This window comes from Enterococcus mundtii (assembly GCF_013394305.1).
Classification (GTDB): domain Bacteria; phylum Bacillota; class Bacilli; order Lactobacillales; family Enterococcaceae; genus Enterococcus_B; species Enterococcus_B pernyi.
The window spans coordinates 1891183-1914991 of the sequence record NZ_AP019810.1 but is presented as its reverse complement, the minus strand read 5'-3'; the positions used below and the strand labels follow the sequence as shown (position 1 = coordinate 1914991).

27 protein-coding genes are annotated in these 23809 nt (G+C 37.0%); 10 read left to right on the top strand and 17 right to left on the bottom strand.

The window, feature by feature from the left end; all coding sequences use genetic code 11:
- Nucleotides 1-36 precede the first annotated feature (36 nt).
- The 5 genes from HZ311_RS09275 to rlmH form a co-directional block, all read right to left on the bottom strand.
- Nucleotides 37-360, bottom strand: coding sequence for a DUF4176 domain-containing protein (locus HZ311_RS09275; RefSeq protein WP_269147329.1), 324 nt, complete (start codon nt 358-360; stop codon nt 37-39).
- Between the two features lie 4 nt (nt 361-364).
- Entirely contained in the window at nt 365-958 is a 594-nt protein-coding gene (locus HZ311_RS09270) for a hypothetical protein (RefSeq protein ID WP_023518985.1), read from the bottom strand.
- A complete protein-coding gene (locus HZ311_RS09265; RefSeq protein ID WP_051377613.1) occupies nt 955-2220 on the bottom strand; it encodes a hypothetical protein in 1266 nt (421 codons plus the stop codon). The genes HZ311_RS09270 and HZ311_RS09265 overlap by 4 nt, the downstream gene beginning before the upstream one ends.
- Nucleotides 2192-2587, bottom strand: a complete 396-nt coding sequence (locus HZ311_RS09260) for a hypothetical protein (protein WP_023518983.1) — start codon at nt 2585-2587, stop codon at nt 2192-2194. The genes HZ311_RS09265 and HZ311_RS09260 overlap by 29 nt, the downstream gene beginning before the upstream one ends.
- Nucleotides 2588-2942: 355 nt before the next feature.
- Nucleotides 2943-3422 (bottom strand): 23S rRNA (pseudouridine(1915)-N(3))-methyltransferase RlmH, encoded by a 480-nt coding sequence (rlmH, locus tag HZ311_RS09255; RefSeq protein WP_010736523.1) that lies wholly within the window; start codon nt 3420-3422, stop codon nt 2943-2945.
- 428 nt (nt 3423-3850) lie between these two features.
- Between rlmH and HZ311_RS09250 the strand changes: the two genes are divergently transcribed.
- Complete coding sequence (locus HZ311_RS09250) at nt 3851-5155, top strand: S1C family serine protease (protein WP_010736524.1); 1305 nt, start codon at nt 3851-3853, stop codon at nt 5153-5155.
- 49 nt (nt 5156-5204) lie between these two features.
- On the opposite strand, the gene ytpR is transcribed toward HZ311_RS09250, so the two are convergent.
- From ytpR to pepA, 5 genes are all read right to left on the bottom strand, one after another.
- Complete coding sequence (ytpR, locus tag HZ311_RS09245) at nt 5205-5810, bottom strand: YtpR family tRNA-binding protein (protein ID WP_010736525.1); 606 nt, start codon at nt 5808-5810, stop codon at nt 5205-5207.
- A complete protein-coding gene (locus HZ311_RS09240) occupies nt 5807-6028 on the bottom strand; it encodes a hypothetical protein (RefSeq protein WP_010736526.1) in 222 nt (73 codons plus the stop codon). The genes ytpR and HZ311_RS09240 overlap by 4 nt, the downstream gene beginning before the upstream one ends.
- Nucleotides 6029-6079: 51 nt before the next feature.
- On the bottom strand, nt 6080-6535 hold the full coding sequence (locus HZ311_RS09235; protein WP_010736527.1) for a universal stress protein: 456 nt from the start codon (nt 6533-6535) through the stop codon (nt 6080-6082).
- A 21-nt stretch (nt 6536-6556) separates the two neighbouring features.
- Nucleotides 6557-6877: a thioredoxin family protein gene (locus HZ311_RS09230; protein ID WP_023518982.1), complete on the bottom strand. Its 321-nt coding sequence runs from the start codon at nt 6875-6877 to the stop codon at nt 6557-6559.
- Between the two features lie 123 nt (nt 6878-7000).
- Nucleotides 7001-8080, bottom strand: a complete 1080-nt coding sequence (gene pepA / locus HZ311_RS09225; protein ID WP_023518981.1) for a glutamyl aminopeptidase — start codon at nt 8078-8080, stop codon at nt 7001-7003.
- Between the two features lie 201 nt (nt 8081-8281).
- On the opposite strand from pepA, the gene HZ311_RS09220 reads away from it, so the two are divergent.
- The 4 genes from HZ311_RS09220 (at nt 8282) to HZ311_RS09205 (ending at nt 12722) form a co-directional block, all read left to right on the top strand.
- A complete protein-coding gene (locus HZ311_RS09220; protein WP_019724280.1) occupies nt 8282-8632 on the top strand; it encodes a PepSY domain-containing protein in 351 nt (116 codons plus the stop codon).
- A gap of 137 nt (nt 8633-8769) precedes the next feature.
- Complete coding sequence (locus HZ311_RS09215; RefSeq protein ID WP_023518980.1) at nt 8770-9726, top strand: glycosyltransferase family 2 protein; 957 nt, start codon at nt 8770-8772, stop codon at nt 9724-9726.
- A gap of 11 nt (nt 9727-9737) precedes the next feature.
- On the top strand, nt 9738-11501 hold the full coding sequence (locus HZ311_RS09210) for a DUF6020 family protein (protein ID WP_023518979.1): 1764 nt from the start codon (nt 9738-9740) through the stop codon (nt 11499-11501).
- A 9-nt stretch (nt 11502-11510) separates the two neighbouring features.
- Nucleotides 11511-12722 carry a hypothetical protein gene (locus HZ311_RS09205; RefSeq protein ID WP_023518978.1) on the top strand — a complete coding sequence of 404 codons (1212 nt, stop codon included), beginning with the start codon at nt 11511-11513 and terminating at the stop codon, nt 12720-12722.
- Nucleotides 12723-12910: 188 nt separating this feature from the next.
- On the opposite strand, the gene HZ311_RS09200 is transcribed toward HZ311_RS09205, so the two are convergent.
- The gene (locus HZ311_RS09200; RefSeq protein WP_178946637.1) at nt 12911-14368 is read right to left on the bottom strand and encodes an NAD-dependent succinate-semialdehyde dehydrogenase; all 1458 of its coding nucleotides are present in this window, start codon (nt 14366-14368) and stop codon (nt 12911-12913) included.
- Between the two features lie 214 nt (nt 14369-14582).
- On the opposite strand from HZ311_RS09200, the gene HZ311_RS09195 reads away from it, so the two are divergent.
- Nucleotides 14583-14963, top strand: coding sequence for a PH domain-containing protein (locus HZ311_RS09195; protein WP_010736533.1), 381 nt, complete (start codon nt 14583-14585; stop codon nt 14961-14963).
- A 98-nt stretch (nt 14964-15061) separates the two neighbouring features.
- On the opposite strand, the gene HZ311_RS09190 is transcribed toward HZ311_RS09195, so the two are convergent.
- From HZ311_RS09190 to pepV, 6 genes are all read right to left on the bottom strand, one after another.
- Nucleotides 15062-15262 (bottom strand): hypothetical protein, encoded by a 201-nt coding sequence (locus HZ311_RS09190; protein ID WP_010736534.1) that lies wholly within the window; start codon nt 15260-15262, stop codon nt 15062-15064.
- A gap of 135 nt (nt 15263-15397) precedes the next feature.
- Complete coding sequence (locus HZ311_RS09185; protein WP_010736535.1) at nt 15398-15577, bottom strand: hypothetical protein; 180 nt, start codon at nt 15575-15577, stop codon at nt 15398-15400.
- A gap of 270 nt (nt 15578-15847) precedes the next feature.
- On the bottom strand, nt 15848-17203 hold the full coding sequence (locus HZ311_RS09180; RefSeq protein ID WP_178946636.1) for a glycoside hydrolase family 1 protein: 1356 nt from the start codon (nt 17201-17203) through the stop codon (nt 15848-15850).
- A 57-nt stretch (nt 17204-17260) separates the two neighbouring features.
- Nucleotides 17261-18592: a PTS sugar transporter subunit IIC gene (locus HZ311_RS09175; RefSeq protein ID WP_023518975.1), complete on the bottom strand. Its 1332-nt coding sequence runs from the start codon at nt 18590-18592 to the stop codon at nt 17261-17263.
- Nucleotides 18593-18762: 170 nt separating this feature from the next.
- Nucleotides 18763-19467, bottom strand: coding sequence for a GntR family transcriptional regulator (locus tag HZ311_RS09170; RefSeq protein ID WP_023518974.1), 705 nt, complete (start codon nt 19465-19467; stop codon nt 18763-18765).
- Between the two features lie 311 nt (nt 19468-19778).
- Nucleotides 19779-21197: a dipeptidase PepV gene (pepV, locus tag HZ311_RS09165; RefSeq protein ID WP_137071932.1), complete on the bottom strand. Its 1419-nt coding sequence runs from the start codon at nt 21195-21197 to the stop codon at nt 19779-19781.
- A gap of 142 nt (nt 21198-21339) precedes the next feature.
- Between pepV and HZ311_RS09160 the strand changes: the two genes are divergently transcribed.
- From HZ311_RS09160 to HZ311_RS09145, 4 genes are all read left to right on the top strand, one after another.
- The gene (locus HZ311_RS09160) at nt 21340-22167 is read left to right on the top strand and encodes an NAD(P)H-hydrate dehydratase (protein ID WP_023518972.1); all 828 of its coding nucleotides are present in this window, start codon (nt 21340-21342) and stop codon (nt 22165-22167) included.
- 14 nt (nt 22168-22181) lie between these two features.
- Nucleotides 22182-22640 carry an acyl-CoA thioesterase gene (locus HZ311_RS09155; RefSeq protein ID WP_178946635.1) on the top strand — a complete coding sequence of 153 codons (459 nt, stop codon included), beginning with the start codon at nt 22182-22184 and terminating at the stop codon, nt 22638-22640.
- A gap of 86 nt (nt 22641-22726) precedes the next feature.
- Nucleotides 22727-22894: a hypothetical protein gene (locus HZ311_RS09150; protein ID WP_019723404.1), complete on the top strand. Its 168-nt coding sequence runs from the start codon at nt 22727-22729 to the stop codon at nt 22892-22894.
- Nucleotides 22895-23077: 183 nt separating this feature from the next.
- Complete coding sequence (locus tag HZ311_RS09145) at nt 23078-23752, top strand: GntR family transcriptional regulator (protein WP_010736543.1); 675 nt, start codon at nt 23078-23080, stop codon at nt 23750-23752.
- Nucleotides 23753-23809 lie beyond the last annotated feature (57 nt).

Genomic DNA, 23809 nt, shown 5'->3' with positions numbered 1-23809 from the left:
TTTTATTTCTGTTATTCCATATTAATAACTAAATTTTTAAAACCCAAAAGTTTCTGGTTCCTCTTCAATCTCTCTTTCAATCACTAATTTAGGATAAGGTATGTTTTTTATGTTTTCTTCGTAAGAATCAGCAAACGCTACTTCTTGCTCATCTCGATATCCTTCAAATAAGACTTTCTTTATATCTTTATCATTAAAAAATGCAAAATTGGATTCCGCTATTACACCTTGCGGATAACCTAAAGCAGAATAGTCAAAATAACCAATCGCTCCTTCATTATTAAAAAGCTGTGCCCGTCCAACAATAATAAGTTTGATATCTCCGCCTTTTAATCGCACTACACTTCCTAATGGTAAAATATGTTTATTGATTATGAAATTTTCCTTCCTTTATTTGTTTTTTTAGTATTCCCCCTGCTTTAATTCCTAAAATAGGCGGTACTATTTTTCTTAAACTTGCTAAACTAAACACACCAAATAAAAGTTCTATAAAATCTTCACCTTTTAGCATATGATTAAAAATCGAAATAATAGAAACAAAGAGTATTCCTATAGTCAATAAAAACTCGACAAACAACAATATCCAAAACTTTGGTGAGTTAGATACAACTCCTTGAATTTCATTGGGAGAAAAATTTCTATATTCTTTTTCTCCCAATGAATTAGTTATCATTATTCCTATAAAAACGTGTGCTAACACATATCCTAGACACCACACAAGAAGTAAACTAACTAAAGCTGGAAAAATAAGTAATCTATCTAAAATGGTTCCAAACGTCACCATTCCTACCATAAGAACTTGACTTGTCCAAAAAGTTCTACTTTTAGAGTAGCTTTTTCCTGCTGTTTCCGTATAAGCCCCTTTAAAATGTTGTACATATGGAGTGCTCTTTTCAAAATCAAAATATATTGATGAATTTCCTGATATTTTCAAAAGTGGAATAATCTTCTTTTTCATCCGAATATACTCCCTAATGATTGCCCAAAACCGGCAAAGACTTTACCAACATCGTTTTTCAAACTGTTTATTCCTAAAGAAATAGTTTTTCCAATATTATCAAAAGCTTTTTTAGCTTTCCCCGTTTCAATCCAATCATATACATGCTCTCCAAAACTCCCAATACCAGCTCCAATAACTGCGCCTAGTACGGATCCTGCACCAGGTATTGGTATCAAGGTTCCAAGAATGCCCCCAATATAAGCCCCCATAACTTTGCCACTAGCATCTATTATCGTATATGCAACTGTATTTCTAGTTGCTCTTTCAATATCATTATATTTACTCATTTGAGTATCATAATCAAAAGCTATACCTGCAATCGTACCAGCAATCCCTATACCTTTCCACATATTATTACTTCTTACAATTTCCACTGAATCTAATAAATCATCACTAACACTCTCTAATGTTTTAGCGTACCTAGTTGTACGAGAGAACGAATAACTAGAAACTGACTTAGACCCAAGTCTTATTGCTTTTACTTTAGTTGCTTTACCATATTCTTTGATGACACTTAATGTAGTGTTCCCTATAGAATGGGCATAGTCTATCTTCTCAGTCAATTTCTCCAATATTTGCTTCACCTTATTATCAGTTCCAACCTCAGTAAACCACTTTTTATTTATCCCCTCGGGTAACAAATATGAACCATCTGTCCTCACTCTCGTATTCTTTAACACTAATACACCCTGCATTGCCAGTTTCAATTCATCCAAACTATGACTGAATAATCCACTAGTTTGAGAATTGAAATTATGTAATTTTTTTAGCTTATTTTGTAATTGATCAATATCTTGTTGAAAGCTCTCTGACATACGTTCTAGATATCGTTGGACATTTAGCAATGTTTCGAGAATGCCGACGAACGGATTACTTTGTGCTTTGGACTGAACAAAAGCAGAAGTCGTGTCTACTGATGCTTTCATAACTCGCGTCGTCGCCAGTTGCTGGTTCAGTTTGTTCTCATCCAAGTATCCTTCCATTGCTACAATCTGATCCGAGACTTTATACCTTTGTAGCTCCTGTTCAATTTTTTCAATCGCATTCGTTGTTCGTGTAATTGTCGGAATGATCAATTTACTAAATAATCCTTTTCCTGCTGCATATGCTGCACCAGATAATTCGTTTCCGTTAACAGCTGACACGACTTTTTGACTTCCTCTCTTTAGTTGATTGATCGTTTCTTTACTACTAGCTAAGTTCTTCTTTAACGCTGACATAAATTCTGATGATTCCCCACTCAAATGTTATCCTTTCTGCAAACAACTCTTCTCTTTCTACTTCTAATCCTTGTAAAGTTTTCCTGTACGAAAAATCAAGTTCTTCATGTGCCTGATGAAATTGTTGTTGAAATGTTTGTTGCTTTGCTTCATACTCCTTCTGCATCCAAATTGCATTGGTCATACCTTGTTGGATATCTTCATGATTCAATTCAGATAATTGGCGAAAACCTCTTTGAAGTTCTTTTTCTAATTGAAGGAGCTGGTTTTCTAACCTACGTTTCCCATTTACTAATTCGTCTTGTTGCTGTTCCACTTTCCAAATTTCTTTTTGATTCTCATAGATCATTTCATTGTCTATTGACATTCGTTCACCTTCTTAGATATTTGATGGTTGATTTCTTGCAACATTCTTTTTCCTAAACGATAGCTTTGCTCTTTAGATACTGGTCTTCTTAAACTAAATACGAATTTTTTCTGAATTATTTTCATATTTAAAACGATTAAAGCGATTTTTATTATTTCATAAAAAAATGAGCCCTTTGATCAAATAAAATAACTGATAAAATTAATTTTACACCTTCGACATATTTCCATTTTAATATAATAATCAATTGAAAAAATAAAATATATCATAAAACATCGTTTTAGTCTCATAATCGTTAAAATAACAAAAAAAGACCGCCATTTATTGACAGTCGATCTTGATATGGATAATTATTTCATTTGTGGTACGGAGCCCCAGTATTGATCCGAAATGCGCGATAAATTTGTTCAACGAGGATCAGGCGCATCAGTTGATGGGGGTAGGTCATTTTGCCGAAAGAGATTTGGGCATTGCTGCGTTGCATGACGTCATCGCTTAATCCTAACGAGCCACCGATGACAAAGACGAGCTGGCTTTTTCCTTGGATACCTAATTGATCAATTTGCTTTGCAAAGGCTTCACTAGTAGGATTTTCGCCTTGGATCGCTAAAGCGTAGACAAATTCATGATCTTTGATTTTTGCGAGTATACGCTCGCCTTCTTTTTCTTTGACTTGGCGCATTTGAGCTTCGCTAAGATTTTCTGGTGCTTTTTCGTCAGGTACTTCTATTAGTTCGATTTTCCCGTAGGCTTTAAGTCGCTTAACGTACTCATTGCTTCCTTGAATCAGATATTTCTCTTTTAATTTTCCTACTGAGATGATTTTTATATTCATAATTATTTCCTTTCCTCATTCTTCCATGTCGATTTATTCCTTCCTTATTATAATTGAGGATGCTTATTCAAGAAAGTGATTTAAAAAAGTTTTCCCACATAGTTATACACATCTTCCACAGGTTTATCCACAGTTTATCGTGGTTTTATTACTTGTTTCATAAGTATTTCTTAAGCAAACATATGTTTCGCACAGATTTTTCCACTTTTCCCACAAGTTGTTGATAACTTTTATGGACAATTATACGCATTTTTTACAAATACTTTTCCACAATTTCTGTGTATAAGTTTGTATTTAATTTTTTCATCTGAAAACAATTATTTTTCCTAATGTTTTTCATAAAAAGTTCACAGTCTGGAAGTAGACTAAATCTAGTAAATAAGTCTATACTTAACTTATCTAGAAAATAATAAATGGAGGCAGATCACATGGACAGAAGAGATGTGACACCAAAAATGAAAAAAAGAAAATCTAATGGCATTTGGCGAAAGCTAGGTCTTGGCGTAGTTGGTGGCGTGATTGGCGGATTACTGACTTTCGGTATTTTTTATGCAGCAACTGGAGGTGGTAACTCAGTAACGACTTCTTCTAGCAGTGGGACACAAAATGCATCAGGCGAAACAGTTGTCGAGAATGTAAAAGTCAATGTAGATTCAGATATCACTTCTGCAGTAGATAAAGTACAAGGAGCAGTTGTTTCTGTTATCAACCTACAAAAACAAAGTTCATCATCTGACCCGTTTGGTTCATTATTTGGCCAACAACAAGAAAGTAGTGGCGAAGATGGCGAATTGCAAGCTTACAGTGAAGGTAGCGGTGTGATCTATAAAAAAGAGGGCGGTTCCGCTTATATCGTGACGAATAATCACGTGGTCGATGGACAACAAGGGTTAGAAGTTTTATTAAAAGATGGAACAAAAGTGAAAGCAGAATTAGTCGGTACAGATGCTTACACTGATTTAGCTGTGTTGAAAATCAGTGCTGACAAAGTCGACACTGTTGCTTCATTTGGCGATTCTGCTTCATTGAAAGTCGGCGAACCTGCGATTGCGATTGGTTCTCCTCTAGGTTCTCAATACGCGAATTCCGTAACATCAGGGATCATTTCTTCCTTGAATCGCCAAGTGACAAGTACCAATGAATCTAATGAAACGGTCAATATCAACGCGATTCAAACAGATGCAGCGATCAACCCGGGGAACTCTGGTGGTCCACTAGTTAATATCGAAGGACAAGTCATTGGTATCAATTCAAGTAAAATTGCATCGACTTCTGATTCTTCAAGTGTAAGTGTTGAAGGAATGGGCTTTGCGATTCCAAGTAATGATGTCGTAAATATCATCAATCAACTTGAAAAAGATGGAAAAGTAACACGCCCTGCACTGGGTATCACAATGACCGATCTTTCCGCCGTTTCTACACAACAACAGGAACAGATCTTGAAATTACCATCTTCTGTAACAAATGGCGTGATCATTCGTTCGGTTCAACCAGCAACGCCTGCGGAAAAAGCTGGCTTAGAACAATATGATGTCATCACAAAAATCGATGATACAGAAGTCTCATCTGGTGTTGAATTACAGTCTGTGCTTTATGGTAAAAAAGTTGGTGACACTGTGAAGATCACTTATTACCGTGGCGAAGAAGAAAAAACTGTAGATATCAAATTGACAATTGATAATACTGCATTAAATCAAGGAAATTCAAATAGTTCCAATGGCTCAAATAATTAATAAAAAAAGACGACTATCTCAGTGGAGGTAGTCGTCTTTTTTATTATTGCTAGTTTTTGAATGCTTCGCCAACTATCGCATCTTCAGGTAAAACTAAGATGCCTTTTTTCTCTGGGGCGTTAGGTACGTGAAGTTCCTTTGCAGAGCAAATCATTCCATCACTTTTGACCCCTCTTAATTCTCCAGGCCAAATCATCATACCGTCTGGCATCATTGCACCAGGTTTGGCAACGACTACTTTTTGACCTGCTTCGATATTTGGTGCGCCACAAACGATTTGTAAAACTTCACCACCATCTACTTCAGTTTCAGTTACAGATAAATGATCTGAATCTGGATGGGGTTCACAAGTTTTGACGTAACCAACAACGATTTTCGGCTGGTTGTCTTTTTCGAGTGTTTCTTCAAAGCCAGCTTCCTTGATCAAACGGTTCAATTCAGCTAGTTGTTCTTCTGAGATTGTTACTTGGCCGTTGCCTTCAATTGTTAGATGATCTGAGATATGGAAAAAGTTCCATGCAACGATTTGGCCAGATTCATCTTTGATCTGCGCAACATTCCATTTGCGAATAGCGGTATTTTCCGTCCCTTTATCGTCGGCTACGATCACCATTAGTGTGTCGCCCACATGTGCGCGATTATAAGCAAAAATCATTTTGTTTCCTCCAATATCATTTGTTGAAGTTGTTTTTTATTTATGGCAACTGAATACATCGTACTTTCGGGAAACCCCACATAGTCCAGCGCCAAACTCTCTTGCTTTATCTTAACAAAAAAAGGCGGTTCTTGCATGATAAATTCTCTTAGAAAAGCTTGCCGGAATAAAAAGAAAGCACGGATCACAAAAAAAGACGAGGAAACGAAATGCACCATCTTTCGTTTCCTCGTCTTTTTTGTTCAAGGATCTGCCTATTGAATCAAAAACTAGGCTTCTCTTGGTTCTGAAACGACTAAGACATCACACGGAGCTTGTCGAATCACATAGCTTGCCACACTACCAGTCATAAAACGTTCAACGGCATTTAACCCTGATTGACCAATCATGATCAAGTCGATTTGATATTTCTTTGGTAGTTTTACTGCCATAGATTCTCTGACCGAACCGTAAGCCACAATACCTTCTATTTTTTGGTAGTCAACGGATTTGCCGTAATTTTTACATTCTTCAATCAATTCTTTTGCTGATTCAGTCTGTTGATCGATCAAGGATTGGTCAATAGGCGTATACCCCATAAATTGATAAAATTGTTGGTCGATCACATTCGTCGCATATACTGTGCCTTCATTTCTACGAGCTACCTCAACGGCTTTTTTGAATGCAGCAAACGCTTGCTCGCTTCCGTCAATTCCAACTAATATTTTCTTATATGCTTGTTCCATTTTTCCCACTCCTCTCGTTTCTCACTGCTGAATCGTTTTTTTTAAAAATTGTTCGATTTCTTCTTTTGTTTTACGATCTTTATTGACCAGACGACCTAGCTCTTTCCCATCTTTGATGACAATAAAACTTGGAATACCGAAAATATTCCATTCTGCTGCTAAGTCGATATACGCATCACGATCCATTTCGACAAATGTCCAATCTGAAAAGCGACGCTCGATCTCTGGCATTTGTGGTTTGATGAAGCGACAATCACCACACCAATCGGCAGTAAAGAAAAAGATATGATTGCCTTTTTCAACATAACCGGCTACTTCTTCAAGACTTTTAGGAGTAATCATAGGTTTACACTTCTTTCTTATTCTATATTTTACTTAAATTATACACCTTTACAAAAAACTGACCAAACTATATCTAAAAAATAAAAAACGAGCAAAAGCGGATAGCCTTCACTCGTTGATTACTTATTTTCCGTAAACGATCGTATTCACCGTTGATTTATCTAAGCCCTTCAATGTTTGGATCAACATTTCTCTGGCTGCTTCAAAGTCACGGATACTAAACATCGTTTGATGCGTATGGATATAGCGCCCAACCACACCGATAACGGTACTTGGGATTCCTTCATTTTGTGTATGAGCAGCACCCGCGTCGGTACCACCTTTTGATACAAAGTATTGATATGGAATATTGTTTGTTTCAGCAATATCTAGTAAATATTCACGTAAACGTGGCAACATGATCAATCCTGGATCTTGGATACGCATCAAGGTGCCTTCTCCTAGATGACCAAATGTGCCTTTTTTCGTTACTGTATCATCTGCTGCAGAGCAGTCTACCGCAAAGAATAGATCAGGTTTGAATTTGTTCACTGAAGCTTTTGATCCACGTAAACCAACTTCTTCCTGGACGTTAGCGCCGGCGATCAGCGTATGACCTAATGTTTCTTTTTCTAGGGCTTCTAATGCTTCCAAGACCATCGTACAACCGTAACGGTTATCCCATGACTTACTGATAATATTTTTGCCGTTTGCTGTTTTGATCGTTTCTGCATAAGGTACGATCGTATCTCCTGGTAGGACACCAAAACTCATTGCTTCTTCTTTTGATTCAAAACCAGCATCAAATAAAATATCTGTTACTTCGACTGACTTTTGACCGCTTGTACCACGTAATAAATGTGGAGGCACGGAAGAAGAAATACATGGGTAATTTTTCCCTGTTGATGTCTTCAATGTAAAGCGTTGAGCCGACACTACATAAGGATTCCAACCGCCTAGCGGAACCACTTTGAACAATCCGTTATCTTGGATTTGTGTCAACATAAAACCAACTTCATCCATGTGTGCTGCCACCATGACACGAGGGGCATCCGCTTCTTGGTGATGGCGCAATCCAAAGATCCCACCTAATCCATCTAATTGTAATTCATCAACTAGTGGCTCCATGTGTTGTTCCATGTACGCGCGGATATCTTGTTCAAAACCGCTTGTTCCTTGTAATTCTGTTAATTCTTTGATACGTTGAAATGTTTTTTCATCCATAATAATGATCGTCTATAATTCAGACTTGTCTCCTTTCAATCTCAGCTTTGATTTGTCTTAAAAAAATAGCATCTGGACAAATCTATCGTGATCATTATACCGTATTTTATTTCAAAACGGTTATTTATTTCAAAGAAAATCCGATAGTGTGGTAAAATAAAGCCAAAGAAACTTGTGTAATTGTAAAGGAGGGCAAGCAGTATGTATGAAGAAAGTGAACAGGCCTATTTCAAAGGTGGTTTAGCTGTCGGACTTGGTTTAGGATTATTAAGTGGCGTGGCAACTGCACTATGGTACAACCGTAACAAAACGATGTCCGCTGATGAAGTCTTAGCTACCATCAAAGAAGCATTTTTAGACGAAGGCTCGATTGAAGGCTCCTGGATCTCTTTTGAGAAAGAACCGACACGTAAATTTGCAATCCATTCAAAAGCTTATCGTGGTGGGATTTCTCGCATAGAAGATGGTGAAGTCGTCTATTATGAATTTTTAGCAGATGCCTATACTGGTACTGTTTTAGATATTTCTAGAAAAAAAGGAACAGATGCTTGATTTCATTTTTAAAAGATTCTCTTAGAAATAGGCTTTCCTATGGATAAGAGCTTCTTTTTTTGCGTAAAAACTGGTATAAATACTTAGAACAAGTTATGCTTAAATCAAAATTGACAATTTATTTAGGAGAGTGAAAAATGGAACAACAAGAGAAAATTGCTATCTTGATTCCTTGTTATAATGAGGAAGCTACAATTTCAAACGTTATATCCGATTTTAGAAAAGAACTACCAGAAGCTGATATATATGTTTACGATAATAATTCTACAGATGCAACCTATGAACTTGCTGTAAAAGGCGGAGCAATCGTCAAAAAAGAACCGCGTCAAGGAAAAGGGAATGTTATAAGACAAATGTTTTTTGACATTGATGCTGATTATTATTTGATGGTAGACGGAGATGATACTTATCCAGCCGAAGCCGTACATGAACTTTTAGAAAAATTACGTTCTGGCGAAGCTGATATGGTTATTGGCGACCGTCTTTCTAATGGCACTTATTTTGAAGAAAATAAACGTGCCTTCCATGATTTTGGCAATAATTTAGTTAAAAATACGATCACTCGTTTATATAAAACAAAAATAAGAGACGTGATGACTGGCTATCGCGGATTCAACCGTATTTTTGTTAAAAGCTTCCCAATCATGAGTGCTGGTTTCCAAATCGAAACGGAATTGACCATACATGCCTTAGATAAAAAATTCAAATTAGTTGAAATTCCTATTGACTATCGTGACCGCCCCGAAGGTAGCGAGTCAAAATTGAATACCTTTTCTGATGGCTTCAAAGTCATTATGATGATCATTAAAATGTGTAAAGATTATAAACCTATCCTATTTTTCAATATCTGGACAGTCATCTTCTTTTTAGCTGGTCTGTTCACTGGGATCCCTGTTATTCGAGAGTTCATGCTGACGAGCTTTATCACTAAAGTCCCTTCGGCCATTCTAAGTACTGGATTCATGATACTCGCGTTACTCTCATTAGTAACAGGAATGATCTTAGATACAGTTGTAACCAATGCAAAAAAAGAGTATGAACTGAACCTATATCATGTTTATAATGAGTACCAGCAAAATAGAAAAGCAAGATAGGAGGATTCCCATTGGAAACAAAAAAGATTCGCCTTCTACCGATATTTTTTTTGACCTTGCTACTATTTCTTATTTCTTTTTTAACTGCCTTAGGCCTTGGTTCTTTAAATCCATTGCTGATTCTTGTCTTAGTCTATTTATTGTGGTATACGGGTAAAAAATTAGGGAATGACTTATTTTCATGGCGGCTTGATTTTACAACTGGTGTTTGCATATTATTCTCGTTATTATTTTCTCTCATCCTCGCTACTGGTAGTCGTATACAATTTACACATGTTTCAGCAAGCTATGAAGAAACAACACTCGTTCCATTTAGTTTTGTGCAGATACTAATAGCTCTAGCAACATTCTGTTATTTTTTGATCATATTACGTTTTATGGTCAAGTACTTAATACAAATCAGCAGTTATCTAGGGGGAACTAACATAGACCTGCAGCCTACATGGAAATTCTTTCTTCTGTTTGCGATCATCATGCTCTTATGTTGGGCCCCTTATGCTCTTACGTTGTACCCTGGTGTCGTTTTACCAGATTCATTAAGTTCAGTCAGTCAAGCTCTTGGGGACACTGCCTTAAACAATCATCATCCTATCTTATTTACGTTGATTGTTAAATTTTTTATTGATATTTTACCAATAACAATTAATCATGGTGTATTTTTGTTCTCCTTGTTTCAATCGTTGATTACTTCTTTAGCACTTAGCTATTCCTTATGCTGGTTAATGAAGAAAAAAATAAAAATAGTGCCAGTGATGATCTCACTTGGTTATTTTTCACTCGCACCAGTTTTTCCTATCTATGTTTTGAACATGCAAAAAGATATTTTATTTTCTGTCGCATGTTTGTTATTCTCTTTAACTTTTTTTGATGTAATTACTAACAAAAACAAGCCTACGATTGCACAGCAACTATCCTTCATCATATTTGCATTATTAACTACTTATTTGCGTAATAATGGTCTGTATGTAGTAATTGGATCTTTGGTAATTTATGGGACATACGCAATCAAGAACAAGAAGTATCAACCATTCATCCAAGTTACACTGAGTTATCTTTTTCTGGTAATTTTAGTATTCCAACCCTTGCTGAGTCGCTATGCTATTCCCTCACAAAGCGCAGAACAATTAGGGATTCCTTTACAACAAATTTCTCGAACCGTTGTGTTAGATGAAGGGCATTTGTCAAAAAAAGATCAAGAATTTTTAAGTCAGATATTACCGATTGAAGATTATAAAGCTTATGCACCTAGCTTAGCTGATCCAGTTAAATGGCATAAAAATTTTAATAACGAATTTTTAAATATGCATAAAAAAGAATTTTTGATGCTCTGGGCTAGAAATCTTCCTTCTAATTTGAAGATTTACATTGATGCATATATATTAGAAACATTTGGTTTTTGGGCCCCAGGCGTTAAAAATAACTATGGATTCTTAGATACCCGTGTAAATGAGAATAGTTATGGGATCAAACAAGCGAATTTAATTGAGCGTTACACAGGTAGCTCTGGTCTCCAAACAATGATTGATCAACGTGAATTTTGGGGTTCTGGAACATTGTTGTGGTTATTTTTATTGAGTTTGTTTTTATTATTGGTCAAGAAAAACACATATCCTATAGCCCTATTACTACCTGGAGGGCTCGTCTTTCTGACGATTATGATAGCCACCCCAGTTGCTTTCAGTTTGCGATACGTTTTTATTCTAGCTTTAGGATTACCTATTTATTTACTAAGTCCTTTTTTACTCGAAAACGAAAATAAAACAACCACGATATAGGAGATTCTCATGAAGTTACTAAAAAAAACGATTACGGCTTTTTTAATTTTATTGATCAGTTATTGTATATTGCTGACTATTTCATTTAGCATCCCTCAACAACTAATACAAGAGAACACAGATAAATCTTTAAGTCTAATCGAAAGTGAAAGTTTGTATCCTATAATGAACCATGGAAACTCTGATGGGACCAAACTTGATAATTTCACAGATCACTTAATGATTCGTAAAACCTCTAAAAAAAGCGACTTAAATATACTCGAAAATGCGATGTATGTAGACAATTATCCTCGATACTGGCACGGTTACTTAATCTTTTTACGTCCTTTACTGATTATCATGAATCTAGGAAGTATTCGTTCGATTTACGCAGTTGTCTTATTCTTACTAATTGGATTGACTACTTATCATCTAATTAAACGCAGTGATATTTATGTTGGAATTGCTTTTTTAATTTCATTGGCAGTTGGAAATGCAGCTACTTTTTTCTTTAGTATGCAATTTTCAAATCTGTGGATCGTGACACTTTTAGCTATGCTACTTATGTTATGCAAACCCAAATATATTGAGAAATTTCAAAATATGCTTATTTTCTTTTTCATGGTCGGTTCACTAACTAATTTTTTTGATCTCTTGACAGTTCCTTTGATTTCTTGGGGAATACCAATGATCACGTACTACTATATCAACAATAAATATCCAACAAGTGAAAAAGAAGATGGAGAAAAACCATATGAACGTCTCATATTCACTGGTGTGTTCTGGACGATTGGTTACGGACTCACTTGGTTTACTAAGTGGTTATTAGCTACTATTATTTTAAGAAAAAATGTCATTCATGATGCTCTCACCCAAATTCTATTTCGTACAGAAGGAAATACTGACTATCCTTTACAACGGATAGAAATGTTAAGAAAAAATGTCATTTTGATGTATCCCAGAGTAACGATTCTTATACTTGGAATCACCTGCTTCATATTTTTAGCTATAGCGATAAAAAAAAGAAGCCGTACCTATCGATATACTAATTTAATTCGAACATTCTTTTTGTACAGTTTGATGGCTTTAACTCCTTACATTTGGCTCAATTTACTCGCAAATCATTCTCAAATCCATTTTTGGTTCACTTATCGTGGACAAATCATTACTGTTTTTTCAATCCTTTGTGGAGTTGCTTCCTTGATCCCACCTACACCAGATGATAAAAAATTGAATTTGTGATATTGATTTAGAAAAAACAAACACCTAATAAATTACTAGAAGTATAGCACCCAAAAAAGTTAAATTTTTAACTTTTTAGAGTTCTACAAACTAGTCCATTTATTAGGTGCTTTTTTATAACATAAAAATGAAAAAACTTTTATTTTCTTATTTAGTCTCGAATGAGTGTAAGACAGAAGTAACTTTATTTATTGTTCGGTACTGATCGTCACAAACTTCACTTCGACATATTCTTCTACCCCAAAAGTTCCGTTCTCACGGCCAAATCCTGAATGTTTGACTCCCCCAAATGGCGTCGCAGAATTTGAGATGGCCGTGTCATTGACGCCAACCATGCCATATTGCAATTTATTGCTTACATTGTTGATCGTATGGATATTTGTCGCAAAGAAATACGATGCTAAACCAAAAATCGTATCATTGGCATCTTTGATTACTTGTTCTTCGTCTTCAAATGTAATGATTGGAATCACTGGTCCAAATGTTTCATTGTAGAAAACATCCATTTCCTTTTTTACACCATCTAATACTGTCGGTTCAAAGAAGAAGCCATTTGCATATTCTCCGTCCGTTAGACGATGACCGCCAGCCAAGATTTCTGCTCCTTTAGCTACTGCATCTTCTAGTTGTTCTTCAACTTTTTTTACGCCTTCTTCATTGATCAATGGCCCCGTAGTTGGATCGTCTAATCCATTTCCAACAGTCACTTCTCTGATTTTTTCCACAATCAATTTTGTTGCTTGTTCTTTGATTTCTTTATGGATAAAAATTCGATTTGGTGACGTACATACTTGTCCATTGTTGATAAATTTCGTTTTGATCAATGTATCGACTGCTAATTCTACATCAGCATCTGGAAAAATAATAAATGGCGCATGTCCACCTAGCTCCATGGAAACTTTTTTCAAGGTAGGTGCTGCTTGTTCATTTAGAATTTGTCCGACTTCTGTTGAGCCTGTGAATGTGATTTTTTGGATATCATCCGATTCAGATAAAATCTTCCCGATCGTTGAGGAATCACCCATGACGATATTTACAACGCCATCTGGAAAGCCAGCTTTGTGGAATAGTTCCATCAGCGCAAGTGCTGATAAAGGTGTTGATTTTGCTGGTTTTAAGATAACCGTACATCCTGCGGCGATTGCCGGTGAGATTTTACGAATGATCATATTAGAAGGAAAATTCCATGGTGTGATGGCACCGACGACACCAATTGGTTGTTTACGTGCTTGCCATTGTTTTCCTTCAGGTGAAGGAATGATTTCTCCCATGATTCGTTGACCTTGCGCTGCATTCCAGCGAAGGTTCTCGACATTTGTTTGGATTTCTGCCGTCGCTTGAGCAAGCGGTTTTCCTTGTTCCATCGTCATGATTTTTGCTAAACGTTCACTGTCTTCTTCTACAAGATCAGCCATTTTATTCATTAATTTTGCTCGTTCGCTTGGTGCTGTTCTTGACCAATCTTCGAAAGCCTTGTTGGCAGCCTTGATTGCTTCTTTTGTCTCTTTTTCGCCACCTTGTTGAACGCTTGCTAATGTTTCACCAGTTGCTGGATTGACGACATCAACTGTTCCTTCAGAGCCTTCAAGCCATTTGCCATTAATATAAAGATGAGTTTCTACTTGCGGTAAATCATATTTCCCCATAGTTTTCCTCCTCTATTCTTAATTACATAACAACCGTAACACTAATAAAGTCAAAGCTCAAACCATCTGTTTAGTATGAATCGATCCAACTTAGACCTACATCTTCAATTTTTTCGTTCTTTTGAAGAATAAATTGATCGTTCATTCAAAACCTTTGTTACAATGAAATAGAAGTATCACTATAATTTTATCCTACGACTAAAGGAGTGCTTTTATGGGACTATTTGATGGCTTGATGGGAAATGCTACCCAAAAAGATACAACCAATATCACAAGAGAAGTTCAAGAAATCCTGATTCCAATGGAACAGGTAGAGTTAGCGTTCAAATTAGTACGTGATTTGATTATTTTTACCGACCGTCGGATGATTATCGTCGATAAACAAGGAATGACCGGTAAAAAAAGCGAATATAAATCGATCCCTTACCGTTCGATTTCACGTTTTTCGATTGAAACAAGTGGGCATTTTGATTTAGATGCCGAATTGAAAATTTGGATCTCTAGCGCAGAATTACCCGCTGAATCGTTACAATTTAGAAAAGATAAGAATATCATCGCTGTACAACAGGCACTTGCTGCAGCTGTTTTATCTTAAACTTACGATCATCACAAAGAGCCTCCACATCCAAAACTTGAAGAATTTTGGGTGTGGAGGCTGATTGTGCATTGTTGACGACTTATGCAAAAACGCTTCTAGAGACTTAAAATTTTATAATACATAGCCTTCATTTTTTGATCTTTTGTTCTTTTTTCTTTAAAGTCCATTTTTTCTAGTTTAAGTTTCTTCATATTTTTCTCTTTGATTTTATTGATTTCTGTAAAAGAACGTTGTTTGATACCCTCGATTTTTTGTCTTCTTTTCTCTTTTAACTTTTCTAGATCTTTTTCTCTCATCACGCTCTCCTTTCTTTCGAAGAAGTTTGGTTTCTAAGATTCACTGTGACCATACAAATCTAGAAAGTAGTATCAATCGAACAGGATGGCGGGACGTCCAAGTCTCTTCTATTCATATTCTAGATTTTTGAAAATTTATCTCTCTTTATTTTTTTCGCTTTGCACAATAGTCTGAGAATCACCACTGTGTAATACTTCTTTACTATCTTTAGTTACTTCTTTATTTCTGTCGACTTCATTTAATGCTTGCTCTTTAACTGATGCTAATTTACGCTGTTTTCTTTCTCTAAGCCCTTCCAATGTTTCGTGTTCCATCGTAATTCCCCCCTTTAATAATTATTCTATTGGATAAATGTCGAAAGAATGAACCAATTTTTTTTGAAAATAAAAAAAGTATTTCCTTCAAACTATAAAGTAAAAAATCCCGCCTAGATAGTCGCTTGTGAACATTCAGCAGACTAACTGTATTATTGATTCATCACTTAACTCTTCAAACAAATAAGAATATACAAAAAAAACTACATGTATCCACTTGATCCAGCGAATACATGCAACTATCTATTTTGCTATTATTTACTCATCCTATCAGCCTTGCTCTTTTTGAAAAAATTCCTTGAACCAATAGAAGCTTTTTTTAGGTATGCGTTTCATATCACGTAGATCATGATTTCCTCTATTGACGTAAACCATCCCGTATCTTTTTTCCATATCACCTTTTGAGCTAGGTAGATCAATTAATCCCCAGCCAAGATAACCTAGTACTTCACAGCCGTCAATGCTCATTGCATCTTTCATTGCTTTAATATGTTGTTCATGGTAATAAATGCGGTAGTCGTCTTCAATAGGTGTATGGCCATCCCAATTTTCCTGCGTGCCTATCCCATTTTCAACGGGAAAAATCGGTAGATTGTATTTTTGATACATCTTGTTGATGATATCTCTAAAGCCAAGAGGATCAATTCCTAGATTCCAGTCATTCATCGAAACAAATGGATTTTCTACTTCACCATACGTCAAATAATAATTTGGTGCAACGTCTGCTGGAATATTTTTATGACTGATACTTCCTGTACAATAGTAACTGAACGCTAAATAATCACTTGTTAGTCTTCCGATTTCAGTAAGTTCTTCCTCTGTCATGTCTACATTCAAATACTGTTTTTCAAACGTCAAAACTTGTTTCGAATAACTACGCCCACAAAAAGCATCCAAAAGATTCTGGTTGATAAACTCATCCCATTCTCTCGCAATTAATACATCTTTGGGGTGATTTGTCGCAGGGTACATATTGGAATAGGCTAACATCCCACCGATTTGTCCATCTGTCGTTTCATGGATATAGTTGGCGATTTTGGCATGTGCGACCATGATATTATGCGCGATTTGATGAATGTTATCCGTTGTATTTTCAGTATTCAATGTTCCCCCGTATAATAGTGCCAACGGTGTTGAATACAAGTTTTGTTCATTGAAAGTTACCCAATACTTGACTTTATTCTTGTAACGATCCACCATTTTTTTCCCATATTCCACAAAAGCATCTACGACGTGTTTACTCATAAAACCATCGTAATTTTGTGCAAGATGGAGTGGCATATCAAAATGATAGAGACATAGCATGGGTTCAATATTCCGTTTTAGCATCGCATCGATATAATGATCATAAAATAAGAGACCCTCTTCATTGAATGCTCCATCACCTGTAGGATTGACACGTGACCAAGAAGTTTGAAAGCGATAAAAATTCATACCCATTTCTTGCATCAAATCAAGATCTTCTTCATATCTATGATAGCGATCAATCCCATGTTTCCAATCTGAAGTAGTTTCAGTCGCTTCACGAACGTCATAAACAGACAATCCTTTTCCGCCTTCCTTCCAAGCACCTTCAGTTTGCATACTTGAGGAGGAATCTCCCCAGAAAAATTTTTCCTTTACCATCTTATCATCCCAATCATCGTTCTATTTATCATTTGTCTATTTCCTTTTAGCAATCGTTTAAGAAAGACTCATCTCAGCATTTATACGAGCAACCCGTTCACTGATTTTCAAGAATGGAAGATAGAAGAAGACTAACGCAACGATAATAACTGCTTGAACAACAATTGCTCGCCAATCACCTGCTGTTGCTAAAAATCCACTTAAAAATGGTGGTGTCGTCCATGGAATTGGAACCACACATTGATTAACTAGTTCCATCGATGTTGCTAAATAGCCAATGGTCGTACCTACGATCGGTGATAATACAAAAGGAATGATCATCGGTAAGTTGAAGACGATCGGTAATCCAAAAATCACAGGTTCATTGATGTTGAAAATATTAGGGCCTAACGCCAACTTAGATAAATCTTTATATGCTTGATAGTGACTAAAAATCAATATTGCTATCACTAAAGCAATGGTCGAACCAGTTCCCCCCATCAAAGCGCCATATACTTGGTGGAACGCTGAGTTGATGATGTGAGGAGCAGCCTCACCATTCGCAGTAGCTGCCATATTCTCATTCATATTTACCATCAATAATGGATCTAGGATCGGACCAGTGATGACAGATTGGTGAATACCGAAAGAAAATAGTAAGTTGCCAAAACAAACTAAAAATAAGTAACCAATAAATGAAGTACCTACACCACGTAACGGTTCTTGGATGAATTGCTCAATGATTCTCATAAAATCATTTCCTGTTAGTTGGATCAAAAATGAAGCAAAGGCAAACAATGAAACGACAATGATCAATGGGAACATCGTGTTAAAAGATTTTCCTACTGCTGGCGGAACACTATCTCCTAAGTTGACTTGCAACTTTTTAGAACGTGTCAGACGAATGTATAGCTCTGTTGCCAATAATCCAGTAATGATTGCAGCAAATACTCCTTTTGAACCAATATTTCCGTAACTGATGACTCCACTGATTTCCACAGCCGTTTCCGCATTGATCGGTGTTGTCTCGATCATTGTTGGGAGTAACGTCAAAAATGCTGGAACAACAGCGATCACAACGCCGATTGGATTATCAAACCCTCTATTTTTTGACAAGAAATAGCCAATGGTGAGTACAAGAATAATCCCAGTGATATTAAGGGTCGAGTTCGTAATGATCGATCCCCAGTTTTGCCAAGATGCCATTGTGTCCGCGCTAATCATATTTTGGAACCAACCTGACGGATCTAACACTACCGAATTAATTAAAATAGCAATACCTGCTAAAATAAATAAAGGCATGATAGTAGCAAATGAATCACGCAGTGTTCTTAAATAAATTTGATTGCCGATTTTTTGAGCTGTTAAAACAAATCTTCCCATCAAAGCTTCCCTTTTTTTCTCATCCATTTATTTATGCCTCCTGAATTGTCTAAAGTTGTATATCAACTTCTAATACAGAATATCACCTGCAATAACTTTTGTAAATACATAATTAAAATTAGTATATACTTATTTGTCGACGAAAGAAAAAAGACCACACTTGATCGTGACAAGCACAGTCTTTTAAACATTATGATCTAATTGATGTCTGCTACTATTTTTCCTGACGTATAGGGATATCTTGTCTTAGATAGATCAAACGGCGTACCATCATCAAAAAAGACGATCTGATTGGTTTCCAAAATCGGGTCGCCTACCTCGATCTCAAACTCTTCACTATCTAAATGATTTGCCTTTGAAGCAATGATCACTCGACGGGCCGCACTAACCACATAACCTAACTCTTCTCTGATATAGTTATAGATGGACCCCTTTAAAATCTCTTCGTCCAAATTTTTGATGTACTTAAGAGGCATGATAGATGTCTCTATACTTCTCGCCTCTTCATTGACATATCTCACTCGTTTAATATCATAGACCGGATCAGTCGCCTTTATTTTCAATTCTTCAGACTCATAAGAAGTGGGAAAACGCACATCAAAGCGGATGATTTTACTAGTCACCGCCGTCCCTTCTTGAGCAGAAGTCCCAAATACGCTATTGATCTGGGTCACACTCTCATTGTCCTTTTTTATGTTGCTCCTAACATATGTCCCCGATCCCCGTCTTGTGTAAAGCAAAGATTCATCAATCAATAACTGTATCGCTTTTCTGACAGTTACTCGACTCGTATTATAGGTTTTTGCCAATGCTTCTTGGTTTGGTAATAGCTCGCCTTCTTTAAATTCACCCTCGATAATCTTATTTTTCAAAGAACGAGCAATTTCGATGTATTTAGGCATATTCATTTCACCCCCCAAAAATTTGTATACACTTATTATATTAATAGAATAACAAGAAAATGTAAATAACCTTTACAACTTTAACTAACAAATAAACAAATGACTAGTCAGGAAGACGTTTATTCAATTATTAACATATCCGCTTTTTGGAATCCAAAAAAAGCCTTCAGAGAAGCCCAATTCTCTGAAGGCCAGGTGTCACTCAAGTCTTTGTCATTTGTTGCCTAATGATTTTATCATGTTATATCTAAGATAGGCGTACAACTATTTCTGACTTTTGTAATGAATGTTGAAGTACGAATAAAGATGATTTACTTTGCCAAACGGTAGATGGCATCTGCATAAATCGCTGTAGCACGGAATAAGTCATCTAGACTCATAAATTCATTTGCTTGGTGCATTGTATCTGTGTAGCCTGGAAACATTGCGCCATACGCAACACCGCGTTTTAATAAGCGTCCGTATGTGCCGCCACCGATGATTTGTTCGTAGCCTTTTTCGCCGGTATGATCTTCGTAGACTTGTAATAATGTTTCAACCAACGGATCATCCATTGGTACATAATGTGGTTCCATTACACGGGCACCACGAGTAACTGACGCACCTTCGTCTGCTACTGTTTTGTTCAGTTTGCTTTCTAATTCATCTGTGGTTGTGCCCTTAGGAAAACGGAAGTTCATGTTGATATAGTTATCGTCTTCTGAACCATTTTCTTTAAACGCAAACAACCCAGCGTTCATTGTTAGTTTACCCATTTTTTCGTCTTCGTGGGCAACGCCTAATTTCTCACCATAAAAGTCTTCATGGACGTAAGTAGCTGCCACATGGATGAATTGTTTAGCTGCACCAATAAATTCATAATCATCAAGGAAGCTCGCTAAGAAAGAGCCGGCATTGATCCCAGATTGTGGGCTTGCGCCATGTGCTCCTTTTCCGACTACGTTGATCGTAACAAATGTATGCTCTGCTTCGATCGAACCGTTGATTGGGTTTGCTTCAACAAATTCATAAAATGCCTTTTCTAAAGCAACTGCTGCATCTGCGCTTGGTACTTCGATTTTTGCAATCGCTGTTCCTGGCACCATGTTTTCACGTAAACCTGACGTAAATGATTTCAATACATAGTCACCGGCATTATCGCCTTTAAAACGGAATCCGAAAGAAACATTGCCTTTTTCTCCGTTGATGATCGGAAATTCCGCATCTGGTGAGAAACCGAAATCAGGTTCTTCTTCATGTTCAAAGTAGTAAGCCATATCTGCCCAACCACTTTCTTCGTCACTACCTACGACAAAGCGAACTTTTTTCGATAATTCTAAATCTAGGTCTTTGATGATTTTCATCGCATAATAGGCAGCCATACTTGGTCCTTTGTCATCACTTGACCCACGAGCAAAGATTTTTCCGTCTTTGATCACTGGTTCGTAAGGATCAGTATCCCAACCATCGCCAGCAGGCACAACATCCATATGCCCAAAAATCCCTAAGGTTTCGTCTCCTTCACCTAGATCGATGTGTCCTGCGTAATTGTCCACGTTTTTTACAACGAAGCCATCACGTTCACCATAAGCAAGCATGTGTTTCAATGCGTCACGAGGCCCAGGTCCAAATGGTGCATCTGCAGTTGCTTTTGAATCATCACGTTCACTGCTTACGCGTAAAAGATTTTTTAAGTCTTCAAGCAAGTCTTCTTTACGTGCTTCGACTTCTTTTTGCCAATTGATTGTCATAAAGTTACTCCTCCACTCATTCAGTCTACGAGTTCATCATAACATAAATCAGACAAATTGTTTAAAAAATCAGACAACGGATAAACGAAACAGTTTTTTCCCTAAATATTATGGGCTATAATGAAAAAAAGGAGGTTTTCTCATGGAATTAAATGAACGATTACTCCAACAAGTGATTACTCCTCGTCCTGTGGAATCCCATAAAGGTACGTTTGGAAAAGTCGTACTGATTGGCGGAAATGAACAGTTTGGCGGTGCGATCATCATGAGCGCTTTAGCAGCTGTCCATAGTGGGGCTGGCTTGACAACTGTTGTAACAGATCCTAATAATCACGTGACCGTCCATAGTCATTTACCAGAGGCAATGGTAGGGGATTGGACAAATAAAGAAACATGGCATTCGGCTTTTGAAGATGCCGATGTCTTACTGATTGGTCCGGGATTAGGGACCAACCAACAAAGCCTTGAACTTCTGCAATTTGTCCTGACAAATCAAACAGAAAAACAATGGTTAGTCATTGATGGTTCTGCTTTGACACTGCTCGCTACGTATTCGCTGGAGCTTCCTTATCCAGAGCATACCGTTCTCACACCCCATCAAATGGAATGGCAACGCGTCAGTGGATTGCGTTTAGATGAGCAATCTGAAGAGAATAATCAGCAGAAGCAACAAGAATTAGGGGCATCTCTGGTTTTAAAAAGTCATCAAACAACGATCTATGGGCAAAATGGCATCTATTACAATACAGCAGGTACACCAGCTATGGCAACAGGTGGTATGGGGGATACGTTAGCTGGCATGATTGCTGGTTTTTTAGCTCAGTTTCCAAAAAATGACCAAACGATCAGTGCCGCTGTCTATTTGCATAGCTTTATCGGCGATCAATTAGCAAAAGAGCAGTATGTCGTTTTACCGACTCAAATCAGTCAGTACATCCCAAAATGGATGCATTATTTTAGTCAAAGATAAGAAGGAGCATAACAATGGAAAAATATACCGGCTACCTTAGAGAGCCTTTTTATTATGAAACCGATCAAATGGGTATCATTCACCACAGCAACTATATCCGCTGGTTCGAAGAAGCACGTGTTGCCTTGTTAGAACACTTGGATTTTAGTTACAAGAAAATCGAAGAACAAGGCATCATCATCCCTGTACTAGGCGTAAGTTGCGAATACAAAGAGATGATCCGTTATGGGGACAAAATCTTGATCCAATCGATTATCGAAAGCTACACAGGCACACGCTTGAATTTCCGTTATGAGATCTACGACACAGAAGATCAGCGTTTACGGACGACCGGTACAAGCCAGCACTGTTTCTTACTTGCAGAAAATCAACGTTTAGTCAAACTAAGCCGTGTCAACCCTAGCTTGGATAGTCTGTTTAAAACTTATGCAAACATCGACGCAGCCCCTGATTCTGCAACAGAAATAAAATAAAATAAAATAAAATAAAAAATAAGTGTTTATTCTTGCCTTTTAACCCCCGATTTGTATAATGGAAAGAAAAAAAGCAGGTGATTATGATGTATGTCGTGAAAGTACTACACGGTTATATTGATAAAACTGGCTGTCGCACACGTGAAAAAAACCCGGAAAACTTGCTTGTCTTCAAAGACAAAAAAGAATCAGAAACCTTTGCCAATCAAATCGGTGGTCGTGTCAAACAACTGCAGGAAGTTCGCCCAGATTGACTGTTGCTTTCGTGAAAGGATGAGATGTTCGCACTATGGATATGTATTGAAAAGAGTCGACAAACCAATTGTTTGCGGCTCTATTTTTGTGTTTCCGTTCGCTGTTCCTATTGCTTCCTCCCTTATTCTGTTCCTAGTAAAGGATATGCTATACTGGATATAACTTTTTGAAAGGGGTGTTCTATGGGGAACAATTTGCAACAACAAGCATACGAAGCTATCAGACAACAAATCATCTATTCTGAATTAGCTCCAGGGAGTAAGATTTCCGACAGAATCTTAGAAGAACAACTAACGATTGGACGCACGCCAATTCGAGAAGCATTGATCCAACTTAGAAATCAGGAATTGATCAAAACAATTCCTCAATCCGGTACATATATCTCAAAAATCGACATACGTTCCGCAGACTTGGCACGTTACATGCGAGAAAAATTAGAACAACCGATTTTACAAGAGTGCAGTGCTAAAATGAACGATACCGCTCATCAACGCTTGGAGATGATTTTAGAACAGACGGATCAAGCCATCTTGGCACAAGACAAAAAAACCTTCTTTCTTTTGGATAAAGCCTTTCACCAAATGTGTTACAAAGTTGCGGGGAAAGAAGAAATATGGACTTGGCTTGAAAGCTATAGCACTCACTTAGATCGTTTCCGTTGGTTGCGTTTGACGATTTCTGAATTAGATTGGGGCCGTGTATTAGATGAACATCAAATCTTATTGAGAGCCATGAAAGAACACGCACTTGATGAAGTGGGATTTCTTTGTAACCTCCACCTCCATATGATCATTGAGGAACAAGAACAAGTGATCCTTCATTATCCGAATTATTTTGAAGCATCCTCTGAAGGATGATTCAAAAGAGGCGTAACGCTCCGCAATTTTTAGGAACGTTTGCGCCTTCTTTTGCCT

Coding starts and splice junctions, on each gene's coding strand:
- ytpR (WP_010736525.1), bottom strand. CDS start 5,810: ATGATTTTTGCTTATAATCGCGCACATGTGGGCGACACACTAATGGTG.
- HZ311_RS09160 (WP_023518972.1), top strand. CDS start 21,340: ATGGAATTAAATGAACGATTACTCCAACAAGTGATTACTCCTCGTCCT.
- HZ311_RS09200 (WP_178946637.1), bottom strand. CDS start 14,368: ATGGGGAAATATGATTTACCGCAAGTAGAAACTCATCTTTATATTAAT.
- HZ311_RS09220 (WP_019724280.1), top strand. CDS start 8,282: ATGTATGAAGAAAGTGAACAGGCCTATTTCAAAGGTGGTTTAGCTGTC.
- HZ311_RS09265 (WP_051377613.1), bottom strand. CDS start 2,220: ATGTCAGCGTTAAAGAAGAACTTAGCTAGTAGTAAAGAAACGATCAAT.
- HZ311_RS09190 (WP_010736534.1), bottom strand. CDS start 15,262: ATGAGAGAAAAAGATCTAGAAAAGTTAAAAGAGAAAAGAAGACAAAAA.
- HZ311_RS09270 (WP_023518985.1), bottom strand. CDS start 958: ATGAAAAAGAAGATTATTCCACTTTTGAAAATATCAGGAAATTCATCA.
- pepV (WP_137071932.1), bottom strand. CDS start 21,197: ATGACAATCAATTGGCAAAAAGAAGTCGAAGCACGTAAAGAAGACTTG.
- HZ311_RS09145 (WP_010736543.1), top strand. CDS start 23,078: ATGGGGAACAATTTGCAACAACAAGCATACGAAGCTATCAGACAACAA.
- HZ311_RS09195 (WP_010736533.1), top strand. CDS start 14,583: ATGGGACTATTTGATGGCTTGATGGGAAATGCTACCCAAAAAGATACA.
- HZ311_RS09155 (WP_178946635.1), top strand. CDS start 22,182: ATGGAAAAATATACCGGCTACCTTAGAGAGCCTTTTTATTATGAAACC.
- HZ311_RS09185 (WP_010736535.1), bottom strand. CDS start 15,577: ATGGAACACGAAACATTGGAAGGGCTTAGAGAAAGAAAACAGCGTAAA.
- pepA (WP_023518981.1), bottom strand. CDS start 8,080: ATGGATGAAAAAACATTTCAACGTATCAAAGAATTAACAGAATTACAA.
- HZ311_RS09215 (WP_023518980.1), top strand. CDS start 8,770: ATGGAACAACAAGAGAAAATTGCTATCTTGATTCCTTGTTATAATGAG.
- rlmH (WP_010736523.1), bottom strand. CDS start 3,422: ATGAATATAAAAATCATCTCAGTAGGAAAATTAAAAGAGAAATATCTG.
- HZ311_RS09205 (WP_023518978.1), top strand. CDS start 11,511: ATGAAGTTACTAAAAAAAACGATTACGGCTTTTTTAATTTTATTGATC.
- HZ311_RS09260 (WP_023518983.1), bottom strand. CDS start 2,587: ATGTCAATAGACAATGAAATGATCTATGAGAATCAAAAAGAAATTTGG.
- HZ311_RS09170 (WP_023518974.1), bottom strand. CDS start 19,467: ATGCCTAAATACATCGAAATTGCTCGTTCTTTGAAAAATAAGATTATC.
- HZ311_RS09240 (WP_010736526.1), bottom strand. CDS start 6,028: ATGGTGCATTTCGTTTCCTCGTCTTTTTTTGTGATCCGTGCTTTCTTT.
- HZ311_RS09150 (WP_019723404.1), top strand. CDS start 22,727: ATGTATGTCGTGAAAGTACTACACGGTTATATTGATAAAACTGGCTGT.
- HZ311_RS09180 (WP_178946636.1), bottom strand. CDS start 17,203: ATGGTAAAGGAAAAATTTTTCTGGGGAGATTCCTCCTCAAGTATGCAA.
- HZ311_RS09235 (WP_010736527.1), bottom strand. CDS start 6,535: ATGGAACAAGCATATAAGAAAATATTAGTTGGAATTGACGGAAGCGAG.
- HZ311_RS09250 (WP_010736524.1), top strand. CDS start 3,851: ATGGACAGAAGAGATGTGACACCAAAAATGAAAAAAAGAAAATCTAAT.
- HZ311_RS09175 (WP_023518975.1), bottom strand. CDS start 18,592: ATGGATGAGAAAAAAAGGGAAGCTTTGATGGGAAGATTTGTTTTAACA.
- HZ311_RS09230 (WP_023518982.1), bottom strand. CDS start 6,877: ATGATTACTCCTAAAAGTCTTGAAGAAGTAGCCGGTTATGTTGAAAAA.